Source organism: Streptomyces sediminimaris, assembly GCF_047049295.1.
In the GTDB taxonomy this organism is placed as follows: domain Bacteria; phylum Actinomycetota; class Actinomycetes; order Streptomycetales; family Streptomycetaceae; genus Streptomyces; species Streptomyces sediminimaris.
In genome coordinates this window covers 2116963-2131564 of record NZ_JBJWOT010000001.1, presented here as the reverse complement: position 1 = coordinate 2131564, position 14602 = coordinate 2116963, and the positions used below count along the sequence as shown (strand labels likewise).

Genomic DNA, 14602 nt, shown 5'->3' with positions numbered 1-14602 from the left:
CTAAGTGACGCAGGGCACCGATCACCGGCACGGGCGCCGCTTGCCCGCTCCCGAGGAATTACGCAACAATGGCGTTGTGAAAAACGTCGGCGAGGCTCGGGAGACCCCCGCGGGGGCCCCTCAGGAGGAGTTCGCGACCGGTGAGCGCTCCACGCGCAACCGGGTCGCGCGGTCCATCCTGGACCACGGGCCGTCGACCGTCGCCGAGCTGGCCGGGCGGCTGGGCCTGACCCAGGCCGCCGTCCGCAGGCATCTCGACGCACTGGTCGCCGACGACGTCGTGGAAGCCCGGGAGCAGCGGGTCTACGGGGCCCGCGGCCGGGGCCGCCCCGCCAAGGTCTTCGCCCTCACCGACTGCGGCCGTGACGCCTTCGACCAGTCCTACGACAAGCTCGCCGCGGACGCCCTGCGCTGGATCCAGGAGCGGTTCGGCGGGGACGAGGCGGTCGTCGCCTTCGCGCGCGCGAGGGTCGCGGAGCAGGCCGGCGCCTACCGGGCGGCGATCGAGGCCGCGGCCCCCGAGGAGCGCACCGAAGCCCTGGCCAGGGCGCTGAGCGCGGACGGGTACGCTGCCACGGCGCGCAGCGCACCGGTCGGCGAGCAGCTGTGCCAGCACCACTGCCCCGTCGCCCACGTCGCGGAGAAGTTCCCCCAACTCTGTGAGGCGGAGACCGAAATCTTCTCCGAGCTCCTGGGAACCCATGTACAGCGGCTGGCGACCATCGCGCACGGTGACGGCGTCTGCACGACGTTCATCCCCAAGAATTTCCCACAGACCGATCTGCACGGTCACAACGCATCTGCAAGCACGGCCGGGAGGAACCCCGCATGACTCTCCCCATCGAGGAGACCGCCCACCCCGAGCTCGAAGGCCTGGGCAAGTACGAATACGGCTGGGCGGACTCCGACGAGGCCGGTGCCGCAGCGAAGCGCGGCCTGAACGAGGACGTGGTCCGCGACATCTCCGGCAAGAAGTCCGAGCCGGAGTGGATGACCAAGCTCCGCCTCAAGGGCCTGAAGCTGTTCGAGAAGAAGCCCATGCCGAACTGGGGCTCGGACCTGTCGGGCATCGACTTCGACAACATCAAGTACTTCGTGCGCTCCACGGAGAAGCAGGCGGAGTCCTGGGAGGACCTGCCCGAGGACATCAAGAACACCTACGACAAGCTCGGCATCCCGGAGGCGGAGAAGCAGCGCCTGGTCGCCGGTGTCGCGGCGCAGTACGAGTCGGAGGTCGTCTACCACCAGATCCGCGAGGACCTGGAGGAGCAGGGCGTGATCTTCCTCGACACCGACACCGCGCTGAAGGAGCACCCGGAGCTCTTCAAGGAGTACTTCGGCACGGTCATCCCGGCCGGTGACAACAAGTTCGCCGCGCTGAACACCGCCGTGTGGTCCGGCGGCTCCTTCATCTACGTGCCGAAGGGCGTGCACGTCGAGATCCCGCTCCAGGCCTACTTCCGCATCAACACGGAGAACATGGGCCAGTTCGAGCGGACCCTGATCATCGTCGACGAGGGTGCCTACGTGCACTACGTCGAGGGCTGCACCGCCCCGATCTACAAGTCGGACTCGCTGCACTCCGCGGTCGTCGAGATCATCGTCAAGAAGAACGCCCGCTGCCGCTACACGACCATCCAGAACTGGTCGAACAACGTCTACAACCTGGTCACCAAGCGCGCCGTGGCCTACGAGGGCGCGACCATGGAGTGGGTCGACGGCAACATCGGCTCCAAGGTGACGATGAAGTACCCGGCCGTCTACCTGATGGGCGAGCACGCCAAGGGCGAGACCCTCTCCATCGCCTTCGCGGGCGAGGGCCAGCACCAGGACGCGGGCGCCAAGATGGTCCACATGGCCCCGAACACGTCCTCCAACATCGTCTCCAAGTCGGTGGCGCGGGGCGGCGGCCGCACCTCCTACCGCGGTCTCATCGAGATCGGCGAGGGCGCCCCGGGCTCGAAGTCGAACGTGCTGTGCGACGCGCTGCTCGTCGACACGATCTCCCGCTCGGACACCTACCCCTACGTGGACGTCCGCGAGGACGACGTGTCCATGGGCCACGAGGCGACCGTCTCCAAGGTCTCCGAGGACCAGCTCTTCTACCTGATGAGCCGCGGTCTGAGCGAGGACGAGGCGATGGCGATGATCGTGCGCGGCTTCGTGGAGCCGATCGCCAAGGAACTGCCGATGGAGTACGCGCTGGAGCTCAACCGGCTGATCGAGCTGCAGATGGAGGGCGCGGTCGGCTGACCGCCCACCGCCCTTCCCAGCAAGCCACTCACGCAAGAAAGCGAGCATGACGACAGCCATGGCCGAGGCCCAGAACTCCCCCTCCCTCGAATCCGCTCGCGCGGGGGGGCCGCCACCCGTGGGCTCCACCACCGCGGGTTCGATCGCGGTCGCCGCCGAGTCGACCGTCGCCACGCGCATGAGCGCGCCCCCCTCCTACGACGTGGCGGACTTCCCGGTCCCGCACGGCCGCGAGGAGGAGTGGCGGTTCACCCCGCTGGAGCGCCTGCGCGGACTGCACGACGGCACCGCGGCCGCCACCGGCGAGGGCGTGCGGGTCGAGGTGGAGGCGCCCGAGGGCGTCACCGTCGAGACCGTCGCGCGCGACGACGCACGGCTCGGCAGGGCGGGCACCCCGGTGGACCGCGTCGCCGCCCAGGCGTACTCCGCGTTCGAGAAGGCCGGCGTGGTCACCGTCCCCAAGGAGACGGTCCTCACCGAGCCGATCCGCATCGCCGTGCACGGCGAGGGCGGGACCCGCTTCGGCCACCAGGTGGTCGAGCTGGGCGCCTTCGCCGAGGCCGTCGTCGTCATCGACCACACCGGTGACGCGGTGCTCGCCGCCAACGTCGACTACGTCCTGGGCGACGGTGCCAAGCTGACCGTCGTCTCCGTCCAGGACTGGGACGACAAGGCCGTGCACGTGGCCCAGCACAACGCCCTCGTGGGGCGGGACGCGTCCTTCAAGTCCGTGGTCGTCACCTTCGGCGGCGACGTCGTACGGCTGCACCCGCGCGTCTCCTACGCGGGCCCCGGCGGCGAGGCCGAGCTGTTCGGCCTGTACTTCACGGACGCCGGGCAGCACCAGGAGCACCGCCTGCTGGTCGACCACAACACCCCGCACTGCACGTCGAACGTCGTCTACAAGGGCGCGCTCCAGGGCGACGACGCGCACGCCGTGTGGATCGGCGACGTCCTCATCGAGGCCAAGGCCGAGGGCACGGACACCTACGAGATGAACCGCAACCTGGTGCTGACCGACGGCGCCCGGGTGGACTCGGTGCCCAACCTCGAGATCGAGACCGGTGAGATCGTCGGCGCCGGCCACGCCAGCGCGACCGGCCGCTTCGACGACGAGCAGCTCTTCTACCTGATGGCCCGCGGCATCCCGGAGTACGAGGCCCGCCGTCTCGTGGTCCGCGGCTTCTTCGCCGAGCTGGTCCAGCAGATCGGTGTCCCGGACATCGAGGAGCGCCTCATCGCCAAGATCGAAGAGGAGCTGGAGGCGTCGGTCGCATGAGCGCCTTCGTACGCGTCTGTGGGCTGGGCGAGCTGGAGGAGGGCACCCCGAAGCGGGTGGAACTCGACGGCACGCCGGTCTCGGTCGTGAAGACCGAGGGGGAGGTGTTCGCCATCCACGACATCTGCTCGCACGCGAACGTCTCGCTCTCCGAGGGCGAGGTGGAGGACTGCCAGATCGAGTGCTGGCTGCACGGCTCCAGCTTCGACCTGCGCACCGGCAAGCCGTCCGGCCTCCCCGCGACGCGCCCCGTCCCCGTATACCCCGTACAGATCGAAGGGGACGACGTGCTCGTCTCCCTCAACCAGGAGTCCTGAGACACCCATGGCAACGCTTGAAATCCGAGACCTGCGCGTCACCGTCGAGGCCGACAACGCCACGAAGGAGATCCTCAAGGGCGTCGACCTCACCGTGAAGCAGGGCGAGACGCACGCCATCATGGGCCCGAACGGCTCCGGCAAGTCGACCCTCGCCTACTCCCTCGCGGGCCACCCGAAGTACACGATCACCGGCGGCACCGTCACCCTCGACGGCGAGGACGTCCTGGAGATGTCCGTCGACGAGCGGGCCCGCGCGGGCCTGTTCCTGGCGATGCAGTACCCGGTCGAGGTGCCGGGTGTCTCCGTGTCGAACTTCCTGCGCACCTCCGCCACCGCCGTGCGCGGCGAGGCCCCCAAGCTGCGCACCTGGGTGAAGGAGGTCAAGGAGGCCATGGAGCGCCTCAACATCGACCCCTCCTTCGCCGAGCGCAACGTCAACGAGGGCTTCTCCGGCGGTGAGAAGAAGCGCCACGAGATCCTCCAGCTCGAGCTGCTGAAGCCGAGGGTCGCGATCCTCGACGAGACCGACTCCGGCCTCGACGTCGACGCGCTGCGGATCGTCTCCGAGGGCGTCAACCGCGTCCGCGAGACCGGCGAGGTCGGCACCCTGCTGATCACGCACTACACGCGCATCCTGCGCTACATCAAGCCCGACTACGTCCACGTCTTCTCCGGCGGCCGCATCGTCGAGTCCGGCGGCGCCGAGCTCGCCGACAAGCTGGAGGACGAGGGCTACGAGGCCTACACGAAGGGTGGCGCATCCGAGTGACACAGCTGCCGGGCCTCCTCGACACCGAGGCGATCCGCAAGGACTTCCCCATCCTGGACCGGCTGGTCCACGACGACCGGAAGCTCGTGTACCTGGACAACGCGGCGACCTCGCAGAAGCCGCGCCAGGTGCTGGACGCCCTCGGTGAGTACTACGAGCGCCACAACGCCAACGTCCACCGCGGTGTGCATGTGCTCGCCGAGGAGGCCACGGCGCTGTACGAGGGCGCGCGCGACAAGGTCGCGTCGTTCATCAACGCGCCGAGCCGCGACGAGGTGATCTTCACCAAGAACGCCTCCGAGTCGCTCAACCTCGTGGCGAACATGCTCGGCTGGGCCGACGAGCCCTACCGCGTCGACGCGGAGACCGAGATCGTCATCACGGAGATGGAGCACCACTCCAACATCGTGCCGTGGCAGCTGCTGGCGCAGCGCACGGGCGCGAAGCTGAGGTGGTTCGGCCTCACCGACGACGGCCGCCTGGACCTGTCGAACATCGACGAGGTCATCACGGAGAAGACGAAGATCGTCTCCTTCGTGCTGGTGTCCAACATCCTGGGCACGGTCAACCCGGTCGAGACGATAATCCGCCGCGCCCAGGAGGTCGGCGCGCTGGTCTGCATCGACGCCTCCCAGGCGGCGCCCCACATGCCGCTGGACGTCCAGGCCCTCCAGGCCGACTTCGTGGCGTTCACCGGCCACAAGATGTGCGGCCCGACCGGCATCGGTGTCCTGTGGGGGCGCCAGGAGCTGCTGGAGGACCTGCCTCCGTTCCTCGGCGGCGGCGAGATGATCGAGACGGTGTCGATGCACTCGTCGACGTACGCCCCCGCGCCGCACAAGTTCGAGGCGGGCACGCCCCCGGTCGCCCAGGCGGTCGGCCTCGGCGCGGCCATCGACTACCTGTCCGCGATCGGCATGGACAAGGTCCTCGCCCATGAGCACGCGATCACCGAGTACGCGGTCAAGCGGCTGGCCGAGGTCCCCGACCTGCGGATCATCGGACCGGCCACGGCCGAGGACCGGGGCGCGGCGATCTCGTTCACGCTGGGTGACATCCACCCGCACGACGTGGGCCAGGTTCTCGACGAGCAGGGCATCGCGGTCCGCGTCGGCCATCACTGCGCGCGGCCGGTCTGCCTCCGCTACGGAATTCCTGCGACCACCCGGGCGTCGTTCTACCTGTACTCCACGCCGGCCGAGATCGACGCTCTGGTCGACGGACTGGAGCACGTACGGAACTTCTTCGGCTGACGGGACGGGACGAGCGATCGCATGAAGCTGGACTCGATGTACCAGGAAGTCATCCTGGACCACTACAAGAACCCGCACGGGCGTGGTCTGCGGGACGGCGACGCCGAGGTGCACCACGTGAACCCGACGTGCGGTGACGAGATCACCCTCCGGGTGAAGTACGACGGCACGACGATCGAGGACGTCTCGTACGAGGGCCAGGGCTGCTCCATCAGCCAGGCCTCGGCCTCCGTGCTGAACGAGCTGCTGGTCGGCAAGGACCTGGCGGACGCGCGGAAGATCCAGGAGACCTTCCTGGAGCTCATGCAGTCCAAGGGGAAGATCGAGCCCGACGACGCGATGGAGGAGGTGCTGGAGGACGCCGTCGCGTTCGCCGGTGTCTCCAAGTACCCGGCGAGGGTCAAGTGCGCCCTCCTGAGCTGGATGGCGTGGAAGGACGCGACGGCCCAGGTGCTGGGCGGAGCCGACGCCGAAAGGAAGACGGCATGAGCGAGACCGTTGAGATGAAGCCGGCCTCGGAGGAGGAGATCCGCGAGGCGCTGTACGACGTCGTCGACCCCGAGCTGGGCATCGACGTGGTCAACCTCGGGCTGATCTACGGCATTCACATCGACGACGCGAACATCGCGACGATCGACATGACCCTGACCTCGGCGGCCTGCCCGCTGACGGACGTCATCGAGGACCAGGCCAAGTCCGCCACGGACGGCCTCGTCAGCGAACTGCGCATCAACTGGGTCTGGATGCCGCCGTGGGGCCCGGACAAGATCACCGACGACGGGCGGGAGCAGCTCCGGGCGCTGGGCTTCAACGTCTGAGTCCCCCCGCGTCTGCGGGAGACGGCCGTACCTTCACGGGTACGGCCGTCTCGCCGTTCCGGGCCGCCGTTCAGGCCACCCCGTCCACGATCCGGAACGAGGAGTCCGCGCGGTACAGGTCGCTTCCCTGGTAAGGGTCCAGCTCGAGCTGGAAGTTGCGGTGGCGCAGGAAGCGGCCGGGGTAGTTCACCGACTCCAGCATGACCGCGCCCGGGTAGGACGAGGTCCGCGGGCAGAAGGTCGCGTCCTGCTCGAACAGGGCCGAGCCGTCGTCGCGTTCGGAGCGCAGGAGGAAGTCGCGGTGGCGAAGGTACCTGCCGCCGGCCGTGGCGAAGGAGTAACAGGACCGGTCCGCGAGGCCCTTGACCAGCGTGAAGGTGGCGTCCCGCCGGGCGGGGGCGGAAGCGACCGGGTCGAGTCTCACCAGGTCGCCGCTGACGTGCCAGAAGCGGTCGGGGTAGTTCACCGAGCGGACGGAGCGGTAGGCGGCCGAGGGCTTCGCGCGGCCCGGTGAACTCGCCGGCGTGGCGGGCGGCTCGGCGGACCCGGAACCGCCGGCCGCGGACGCGCGCGGGTGGGCCGGTGCGGACGGCGCGGCGGTCCGCGCGGACGGCGGGCCGCCACGTGCCGCGGGTGTGGTCGCGCTCTTGGCGGCGGACGGGGTGGCGAAGGAGATCAGCCCCGGGCCCGTGGCGGAGACCGACGACGAAGGGTCCCCGGATGCTGATGACGGGTCGTCAGGGCCCTTGTCCATCAGGCCGATCGCCGTCACGCAGGCGACGATCGTGGCCACTGCCAGCGCGCCCGCCAGCCAGAGTCTTCGGGTTCCGGGGGCGCGTGAGGTGTCGGGGGCCCAGCCGTCCTGCCAGGATGCGCGGGCGGGCGGCTCGGGGGTGGTGTCGGGCATGCGCGGTTCCTCCAGCGGCGCCGCGGCGGCGGCCGGGGGTGTGAGGGGGGTGCGGACGAGCGGTGAAACCCTAGTGGAGCGGAGGCGGCGGCGGGAGTCGTATCAGTGAGCGGTTTCTATGAAAGTCGAACCTCCTCATGCGGAACACAGGACTTCATATCCCGCTCCCAGCGCCGTCCCAGGCCCCGCTCATCCGCGGGCGGCAGCCTGGCGCCGCGTGGCCACCTCCGCACCGGCCCCCGCGCCCGCCCCCGCCCGCCCCGTCTTCGTCCTCGGCTGCCCCCGCTCCGGCACCACCCTCCTGCAGCTGATGCTGCACGCCCACCCGCGTATCGCCCTGCCGCCCGAGACGCGCTTCGTGCTGCCGGCCTACGAGGACCGCCTGCGCTTCGGCGACCTCCGGGAGCGGGGCAACCGGGCCCGCCTCGCCGCCTGGATCACCGGGCGGAAGGAGACGCGGTTCGACGAACTCGGGCTGGACGCCCGGCGGATCGCCGCCCGGATCGAGCACGGGCCGCCCACCCTCGGCTCCGCACTGGGCATCGCACTGAAGTCGTACGCCGAGCGCCACGGCAAGGCGTGCTGGGGCGACAAACGGCCGGCCTACGCCCTGCACGTCGAGGAGATCCGGCGGCTGTTTCCCACCGCCCGGTTCGTGCACCTCGTCCGCGACGGCCGCGACTGCGTCGCCTCGCTGCTGGGCATGCCGTGGTGGCACCGCGGCTTCGACGAGGCCGTCGCCACCTGGGCGCAGGTGATGGACGTGACCCGCCGGCATGCGCGCGGGCTCGGCCCGGACAGCTGGCACGAACTGCGCTACGAGGACCTCCTGGCCGACCCCGAGCCCCGCCTGCGGGCCTTGTGTGCCTACCTGGGCGAGGAGTACGCCCCCGGGATGACCGAGCCGCGCCGCGTGGCCGGTGCGGCGGTCCCGGCCCGCAAGACCTGGCACCGGCGCACGCGCGGGGCGCTGGACGTCTCACGGGCGGGCAGCTGGCGGCAGCGGCTGACGCCGGATCAGATCCGGTTGTGCGAGACCGTGCTGGCGGGCCGGCTGACCGCACACGGCTACGAGCTCGACGGGGCGGTCCGCGCCGATCCCGCCGACGTCCTCCGCTACCGCCGGGTCTCGGCCCTGCGCCGCGCCGCCCGCACCAAGCGGCGCGCCCTCGACCGTCTGACGCGGCTGCGCGAACCGGGCCCGGTGGCCGCCTCGCCGGCCGCGGTGACCGAGCCCGGCGCGTGAGGTCCGCCGACGATGACCGTCAGGGGTGTGACCGCCGTTATGTACACTCGTACGCATGGGATTCCTGACGCTTCTCGCGGCGATAGCCGCCGAGGTGGGCGGCACCACCGCCATGAAGTACAGCAACGGCTTCAGCAGGTTGTGGCCCTCGGTGCTGACGCTCGCCGGATACGTCGTGTCCTTCTGGCTGCTCGCCCAGACGCTGAAGAGCATGTCCGTCGGCACGGCCTACGCGATCTGGGCCGGCCTGGGCACCGCGGCCATCGTGGGGATCGGGATGGTGTTCCTCGGGGAGGGGCTGACCGCGCAGAAGGCCGCCGGGATCGCGTTGATCATCCTGGGGGTCGTCGTGCTCAACCTCGGGGGTGCGCACTGATGGCCCGCCGTTACGACCCCGACCGGCGCCAGCGGATCATCGACGCGGCGATCCGGGTGGTGGGGGACAAGGGCCTGGCCGGTCTGAGCCACCGCTCGGTCGCCGCCGAGGCGGACGTACCGCTCGGCTCGACCACGTACCACTTCAGGACCCTCGACGAGCTGATGGTCGCCGCCCTGCGGCAGGCGAACGAGGGCTTCGCCAAGGTCGTCGCCGCGCACGGCGCCCTGGAGGACCGCGAGTGCGACCTGGCCGCCGAGCTCGCACGGATCCTGGGCGAGTGGCTGAGCGGCGACCCCACCGGCGTCGAGCTGGAGTACGAGCTCTATCTGGCCGCCCTGCGCCGCCCCGCCCTGCGCCCCGTCGCCGCCGAGTGGTGCGAGGACCTCGCCGGCCGGCTCGCCGGGCGCACCGACGCGGTCACGGCGCGGGCCCTGGCCGCGCTGATGGACGGCATCTGCCTCCAGGTGCTGCTGACGGGGGCGACGTACGACGAGGCGTTCGCGCGCGAGGCGCTGGCACGGGTGATGTCCGCACCGGCCGCCGGCAGCGGGTGAGGTCCCGGCCCGGCACGGCCGGGGGCCGGCCCGCTCCCTGAGACGCCGCACCCGGCGGTTGGCCTCCGTGCCCCCCGGCCGGTTAGGTTGCCCTCATGACCGACACGACTGCTCCTCGCACCACCGGCGCCGTGGCCACCGGGCTCGCCACGATCGCCGCCGACGGCACCGTTCTCGACACCTGGTTCCCCGCACCCGAGCTGAGCGAACAGCCCGGCCCGGCAGGCAGCGAGCGGCTGTCCGCCGAGAGGGCCGCGGAGCTGCTCGGCGAGGGCGCGGCGAAGGCCGTCGGGCCGGACGCCCGCCGCGGTGTCGAGGTGGTCGCGGTGCGCACGGTCATCTCCTCCCTCGACGAGAAGCCGATCGACGCGCACGACGTCTACCTGCGGCTGCACCTGCTCTCGCACCGCCTGGTCAAGCCGCACGGCCAGAGCCTGGACGGCATGTTCGGCTTCCTCGCCAACGTCGCCTGGACCTCGCTCGGCCCCGTCGCCGTCGACCACCTCGAGACGGCGCGGCTGAACGCCCGCGCCGAGGGGCTGTACCTGCAGGTGACCTCGGTCGACAAGTTCCCGCGCATGACGGACTACGTCGCCCCGAAGGGCGTCCGCATCGCCGACGCGGACCGGGTGCGGCTGGGCGCGCACCTCGCCGAGGGCACCACGGTCATGCACGAGGGTTTCGTGAACTTCAACGCGGGCACCCTGGGCACCTCCATGGTCGAGGGCCGGATCTCCGCCGGTGTGGTCGTGGGCGACGGTTCGGACATCGGCGGCGGCGCCTCGACCATGGGCACGCTCTCCGGCGGCGGCAACGTCGTCATCTCCATCGGCGAGCGCTGCCTGATCGGCGCCGAGGCGGGCGTCGGCATCGCGCTCGGCGACGAGTGCGTGGTCGAGGCCGGCCTGTACATCACCGCGGGCACGCGCGTGACCATGCCCGACGGCCAGATCGTCAAGGCCCGCGAGCTCTCCGGCGCCTGCAACATCCTCTTCCGCCGCAACTCGGTCAGCGGCACGGTCGAGGCCCGCCCGAACAACGCGGTCTGGGGCGGCCTGAACGACATCCTGCACAGCCACAACTGACACCACGTCAGCACCGAGCGCCCTTCCGCCGCCGTACGGAAGGGCGCTCATCGGCGTTGCGCAGCCGTCAGGAGCGCTGCGCCGCAGCGAACTGAGCCAGCGCCCCGAAGTCCTCCTCGCGCAGGCCGAGTCGCGGGCTGACGTGGTGCAGGAGCGCCGGGGCCGGGTGGTGTTCGGCGACGTAGCGCCGGTCCGCGGGGCTCTGTTCGTCGTCCACCCAGGCGAAGGGGCGGCCCCCGGCGTGGCGCACGATCGCCTCCGTCTTCCAGTGCACGCCGTCGGGCCGGAGCGCGAACAGACCCGTGCCGAAGTCGACGTACGGCAGCTCGGGCAGCCCGATCACCGGGGCGATCCAGCGGTTGGCGGCGTCCATCCAGGTCGTCGCCCAGCACAGGTCGTAGCCGAGGGCGAGCAGGGCCGGGCCGTGCGAGGGGCTCAGCCAGACGCGCAGGGCGCGGCCCGGGTGGAGGGCGACCCTGATCGTCGTGTAGCCGTCGGGGCGCCGCTCCGGCTGGGCCGCCCACGGGTTGAGGGGGCCGTCGACGTCGAGGAACAGCAGCGGGCGGCTCACAGCGACACCGTACGGAAGATTTCCCCGAACGGGCAGGCGCGGCGCCGGGCGGCCGGACACCGGCCGGGGCTTCACCCCCTCCGCCGTACGTTGCCTCGGAGCGGCCGGTGCCGGTCGCCGCCGGCGAGGAGGCTCCGGACGGCGGCCTCCGGTCGGCGACCGCGGCGGAGCCGGGCGCACGGGGTGTCAGCCGTCCACGCACTCGGCGTACGCCGCGAGCAGCCCGCGGACCGCTTCCCGGCCGGCGGGCCGGAGCGGGGCGCGGACCGGGCCCGCGGGCAGGCCGAGCTCGCTGAGCAGGGCCTTGGCGGTGACCGAGCCGGGCAGACCCGCGGCCATCATCGACTCGACCAGCGGCGTGACGCGCTGCTGGAGGCGGGCGGAGACGAGGGTGTCGCCCGCATCGAAGGCGTCGATGACGGCGCGCAGCCGCTCCGGTACGACGTTCGCGACGGTGCTGATGTAGCCCGCGCCGCCCACCGCGTACAGCGCGAGGTTGTGCTCGTCGCACCCCGCGTAGTAGGCGAGCCCGGTGCGGGCCAGCACCTTCTGGGCGGCGAGGAAGTCGTAGGAGCAGTCCTTGACCGCCACGATCCGCGGGTGCTCGGCGAGACGCAGCATCGTGCCGGGCTCGATGCGGGTGCCGGTGCGGCCCGGGATGTCGTACAGCACGACCGGCAGCCCCACCGCATCCGCGACCGCCAGGAAGTGCGCCTCGACCGCGTCCTGCGGCGGCCTGCTGTAGTACGGGCTGACCACGAGCAGACCGTCCGCGCCCGCCTTCTCGGCGGCACGGGCGAGTGCCACGGTGTGCCGCGTGTCGAAGGTCCCGACCCCCGCCACCACCGGCGCCCGGCCGCCCACCGCCTCCCGCACCGCCTCGATCAGCCTCGCCTTCTCGGCGTCCGTGGTGGTCGGGGACTCGCCCGTCGTCCCCGAGAGCACCAGCCCGTCGCAGCCCCGGGACACCAGGTGCGCCGCAAGCCGCTGCGCACCGTCCGCGTCGAGCGCGCCCTCCTCGGTGAACGGGGTGATCATCGCGCACAGGGCGCGGCCGAAGGGAGGCACCCGGGTGCCGGCGGTCGTCATGTGAAGAGTCTCGGGACTCGAACGGTGAAGCTCCACTTAATTCTGCTACGAGGTATTGCCAAGCAGAGCTGATTCGTCGGGGTGGGCACGGGACCCTGTGTCCAAAACGCCCCTTCATGAGTCACCATGGCCGGAAGGGTGACCGGCAGCGCGACATGGGAGGCGACATGAAGCTCGGCAAGGCACTGGCCACGGGAGCCGCGGAAGAGCGGCCGCAGGTGCGGGACCAGGAACCCGAAGATCTGGAACTGCCCGAGGAGATCCGGGAACCGAGGGCCCCCGAAGAGGTTCCGGCGGCCCGATGAGACTGCGGCTTCCGGCGGAACGCCCGACGGAGCCGCCGACCGGATACAAGATCGCCCACCCGGTGCTGTCGCAGGACGGCACCCGGGCCGGGTTCACCGGTGTGTCGCTCGGCGGCGCGCTGCCGTACGGGGTCCTGGCCGACGCGTCCTGCGTCTACGGCCTGCGCCACAGGCCGCCGCACCGCCGCTGCGGCTGCGGCTTCCACTGCCTGCACGAGCGCGCGGCGGCCGAGGCGATGCTCTGCACCGCCGAGCACCGGGCGGCCGTGCTGCTCGAGGTGTCGGTGCTGGGTGCCTTCATCCGCTTCGAGCGCGGCTTCCGCCACGCCCGCCAGCGGGTACGGACCGCCACGGCCGGCCCCTGCGCCTGCGGCGCGGCCTGCGTGGCCCTCGCCGACGCCGGCTGGGGCAGGCCCGGCTGGCGGGCGCTCGCCCCCTCCTGCGCGGCCTGCGTCCGCGGCCGTGCGTCCGTCTCGCTCGCCGCCTTCGCGCGGCTGGCGGGGGAGGGGCTGTGGGTGGTCGCCGGCGGTGTCGTGCCAGGTCAGGGCGGTGATTCACCGACCGAGGGACTCGGCGTGCCCGAACTCGCCGCGGAGGCGGCCCTGTTGCAGGCGCGCCTGGACTGGTTCCAGACCCAGCTCGCCCGGCTCGGCGAGCCGGGGCCCGGCGGGCGGCAGGGGTAGCCGTCCCGGGCCGGGGTACCCGCACTCTTCCGGAGGAACGGAACACGACAGGAGGCGACGCCGTGACCGGGACCATGCACCCCGGGCCGGTGCGCGACGAGCACCACTCGGTGGGCGAACTCGTCGGCCAGGCCACCGAACAGCTTTCCCGGCTCGTACGACAGGAAGTGGCCCTCGCCAAGGAGGAGCTGGCGGCCAAGGGCCGCCGTGCCGGACGCGGCGGCGGGCTGCTCGGCGCCGCGGGCGCGTTCGCCTACGCCGGCCTGCTCGCGTCGGCCGGTACGGCCATCGCCGCCCTCTGCCTGGTGCTGTCCGTCTGGGCCGCGGCACTCATCGTCACCGGCGTGCTGTTCGTGATCGCGGGCGTGCTCGCCGCGGCCGGTCGCGCCCAGCTGCGCCGGGCCGGACCGCCCACTCCCGAGGAGGCTCTCGGCAGCGTCAGGGCCGACGTCGAGGAGATCAAGGAAAGGGCGCACCGATGACCGACAGGACGGCACCACCGGAGACGGGCGCGAAGGGACCCGACGAGCTGCGCCGGCAGATCGAGCGCACGCGCAGCGAACTCGGCCGGACAGTGGAGGAGTTGGCGGGCAAGATGGACGTGAAGGGGCGCGCGAAGGCCCGGGCGGCCGACCTCAGGGACAAGGCCGGCGCGATGACCGTGCAGTTGCGCAGCACCGCCGCACAGGCGGGCCACACCGTGCAGGAGAAGGCCACGCACGCCGGGCACAGGGCCCAGGACAGGGCCGCCAGGGCCGGTCACCGGGTGCAGGACGGCGCGGCGGGCGCCGGGCACGAGGCCCGTGACCGGGCCGTGCGGGCGGGGCATGCCGCGCAGGACACGGCGCGCTCGACGGGACACGAGCTGGAGCACCGGGTGGCGGACGGCGTGCCGGCACCCGCCCGGCCGCTCGTGCAGAAGGCCATGAGCCATCCCGGGCCCACGCTCGTCATCGGCGCGGTGCTGGTGACGGTCGTGGTGGTGGGGTGGAAGTTCCCCAGGAAGTAGCGGCGCCGCGGAGCGCATGCCCGAGGGGCCGGGTCGGCCGACCCGGCCCCTCGGGCATGCGCGGACGGGCCATGTCCGCGCA

General features: G+C 71.7%; 19 protein-coding genes. 16 read left to right on the top strand and 3 right to left on the bottom strand.

Annotated elements, in window-relative coordinates; translation table 11 throughout:
- Positions 1-76 precede the first annotated feature (76 nt).
- Genes ACJ9NR_RS10095 through ACJ9NR_RS10060 form a run of 8 tightly spaced genes read left to right on the top strand, consistent with a single transcriptional unit; the run spans position 77 to position 6692 of the window.
- A complete protein-coding gene (locus ACJ9NR_RS10095; RefSeq protein ID WP_412487176.1) occupies positions 77-832 on the top strand; it encodes a helix-turn-helix transcriptional regulator in 756 nt (251 codons plus the stop codon).
- Positions 829-2253 carry a Fe-S cluster assembly protein SufB gene (sufB, locus tag ACJ9NR_RS10090; RefSeq protein WP_412487175.1) on the top strand — a complete coding sequence of 475 codons (1425 nt, stop codon included), beginning with the start codon at positions 829-831 and terminating at the stop codon, positions 2251-2253. The genes ACJ9NR_RS10095 and sufB overlap by 4 nt, the downstream gene beginning before the upstream one ends.
- A 58-nt stretch (positions 2254-2311) precedes the next feature.
- A complete protein-coding gene (gene sufD, locus ACJ9NR_RS10085; protein WP_412488792.1) occupies positions 2312-3532 on the top strand; it encodes a Fe-S cluster assembly protein SufD in 1221 nt (406 codons plus the stop codon).
- Positions 3529-3849 carry a bifunctional 3-phenylpropionate/cinnamic acid dioxygenase ferredoxin subunit gene (locus ACJ9NR_RS10080; RefSeq protein WP_412487174.1) on the top strand — a complete coding sequence of 107 codons (321 nt, stop codon included), beginning with the start codon at positions 3529-3531 and terminating at the stop codon, positions 3847-3849. The genes sufD and ACJ9NR_RS10080 overlap by 4 nt, the downstream gene beginning before the upstream one ends.
- A 7-nt stretch (positions 3850-3856) precedes the next feature.
- Entirely contained in the window at positions 3857-4621 is a 765-nt protein-coding gene (gene sufC, locus ACJ9NR_RS10075) for a Fe-S cluster assembly ATPase SufC (protein WP_412487173.1), read from the top strand.
- Positions 4618-5874, top strand: coding sequence for a cysteine desulfurase (locus ACJ9NR_RS10070; protein ID WP_412487172.1), 1257 nt, complete (start codon positions 4618-4620; stop codon positions 5872-5874). Before sufC ends, ACJ9NR_RS10070 begins: the two co-directional genes overlap by 4 nt.
- Positions 5875-5895: 21 nt before the next feature.
- Positions 5896-6363, top strand: coding sequence for a Fe-S cluster assembly sulfur transfer protein SufU (gene sufU / locus ACJ9NR_RS10065; protein ID WP_412487171.1), 468 nt, complete (start codon positions 5896-5898; stop codon positions 6361-6363).
- A complete protein-coding gene (locus ACJ9NR_RS10060) occupies positions 6360-6692 on the top strand; it encodes a metal-sulfur cluster assembly factor (protein ID WP_412487170.1) in 333 nt (110 codons plus the stop codon). The genes sufU and ACJ9NR_RS10060 overlap by 4 nt, the downstream gene beginning before the upstream one ends.
- Before the next feature lie 70 nt (positions 6693-6762).
- On the opposite strand, the gene ACJ9NR_RS10055 is transcribed toward ACJ9NR_RS10060, so the two are convergent.
- Positions 6763-7599 carry an AbfB domain-containing protein gene (locus ACJ9NR_RS10055; protein ID WP_412487169.1) on the bottom strand — a complete coding sequence of 279 codons (837 nt, stop codon included), beginning with the start codon at positions 7597-7599 and terminating at the stop codon, positions 6763-6765.
- A 217-nt stretch (positions 7600-7816) separates the two neighbouring features.
- Between ACJ9NR_RS10055 and ACJ9NR_RS10050 the strand changes: the two genes are divergently transcribed.
- The 4 genes from ACJ9NR_RS10050 (at position 7817) to dapD (ending at position 10863) form a co-directional block, all read left to right on the top strand.
- Positions 7817-8845, top strand: a complete 1029-nt coding sequence (locus tag ACJ9NR_RS10050; RefSeq protein ID WP_412487168.1) for a sulfotransferase family protein — start codon at positions 7817-7819, stop codon at positions 8843-8845.
- Positions 8846-8900: 55 nt separating this feature from the next.
- A complete protein-coding gene (locus ACJ9NR_RS10045) occupies positions 8901-9221 on the top strand; it encodes a DMT family transporter (RefSeq protein WP_412487167.1) in 321 nt (106 codons plus the stop codon).
- A complete protein-coding gene (locus ACJ9NR_RS10040; RefSeq protein ID WP_412487166.1) occupies positions 9221-9778 on the top strand; it encodes a TetR/AcrR family transcriptional regulator in 558 nt (185 codons plus the stop codon). Before ACJ9NR_RS10045 ends, ACJ9NR_RS10040 begins: the two co-directional genes overlap by 1 nt.
- Positions 9779-9873: 95 nt before the next feature.
- Positions 9874-10863 carry a 2,3,4,5-tetrahydropyridine-2,6-dicarboxylate N-succinyltransferase gene (gene dapD, locus ACJ9NR_RS10035; protein ID WP_412487165.1) on the top strand — a complete coding sequence of 330 codons (990 nt, stop codon included), beginning with the start codon at positions 9874-9876 and terminating at the stop codon, positions 10861-10863.
- 67 nt (positions 10864-10930) lie between these two features.
- Here dapD and ACJ9NR_RS10030 read toward each other — a convergent pair whose 3' ends face one another.
- Both ACJ9NR_RS10030 and dapA read right to left on the bottom strand, forming a co-directional pair.
- Positions 10931-11434, bottom strand: a complete 504-nt coding sequence (locus tag ACJ9NR_RS10030) for an HAD domain-containing protein (RefSeq protein ID WP_412487164.1) — start codon at positions 11432-11434, stop codon at positions 10931-10933.
- 186 nt (positions 11435-11620) lie between these two features.
- Positions 11621-12523: a 4-hydroxy-tetrahydrodipicolinate synthase gene (gene dapA, locus ACJ9NR_RS10025; RefSeq protein ID WP_412487163.1), complete on the bottom strand. Its 903-nt coding sequence runs from the start codon at positions 12521-12523 to the stop codon at positions 11621-11623.
- Positions 12524-12639: 116 nt separating this feature from the next.
- Here dapA and ACJ9NR_RS10020 point away from each other — a divergent pair, with 116 nt between their 5' ends.
- The 4 genes from ACJ9NR_RS10020 to ACJ9NR_RS10005 all read left to right on the top strand — a co-directional run bounded on the left by ACJ9NR_RS10020 (position 12640) and on the right by ACJ9NR_RS10005 (position 14520).
- Positions 12640-12828 (top strand): hypothetical protein, encoded by a 189-nt coding sequence (locus tag ACJ9NR_RS10020; RefSeq protein ID WP_412512776.1) that lies wholly within the window; start codon positions 12640-12642, stop codon positions 12826-12828.
- On the top strand, positions 12825-13511 hold the full coding sequence (locus ACJ9NR_RS10015) for a hypothetical protein (RefSeq protein WP_412487161.1): 687 nt from the start codon (positions 12825-12827) through the stop codon (positions 13509-13511). The genes ACJ9NR_RS10020 and ACJ9NR_RS10015 overlap by 4 nt, the downstream gene beginning before the upstream one ends.
- A gap of 62 nt (positions 13512-13573) precedes the next feature.
- A complete protein-coding gene (locus ACJ9NR_RS10010; protein WP_412487160.1) occupies positions 13574-13993 on the top strand; it encodes a phage holin family protein in 420 nt (139 codons plus the stop codon).
- On the top strand, positions 13990-14520 hold the full coding sequence (locus ACJ9NR_RS10005) for a DUF3618 domain-containing protein (RefSeq protein ID WP_412487159.1): 531 nt from the start codon (positions 13990-13992) through the stop codon (positions 14518-14520). The genes ACJ9NR_RS10010 and ACJ9NR_RS10005 overlap by 4 nt, the downstream gene beginning before the upstream one ends.
- The last annotated feature ends 82 nt before the right edge of the window (positions 14521-14602 follow it).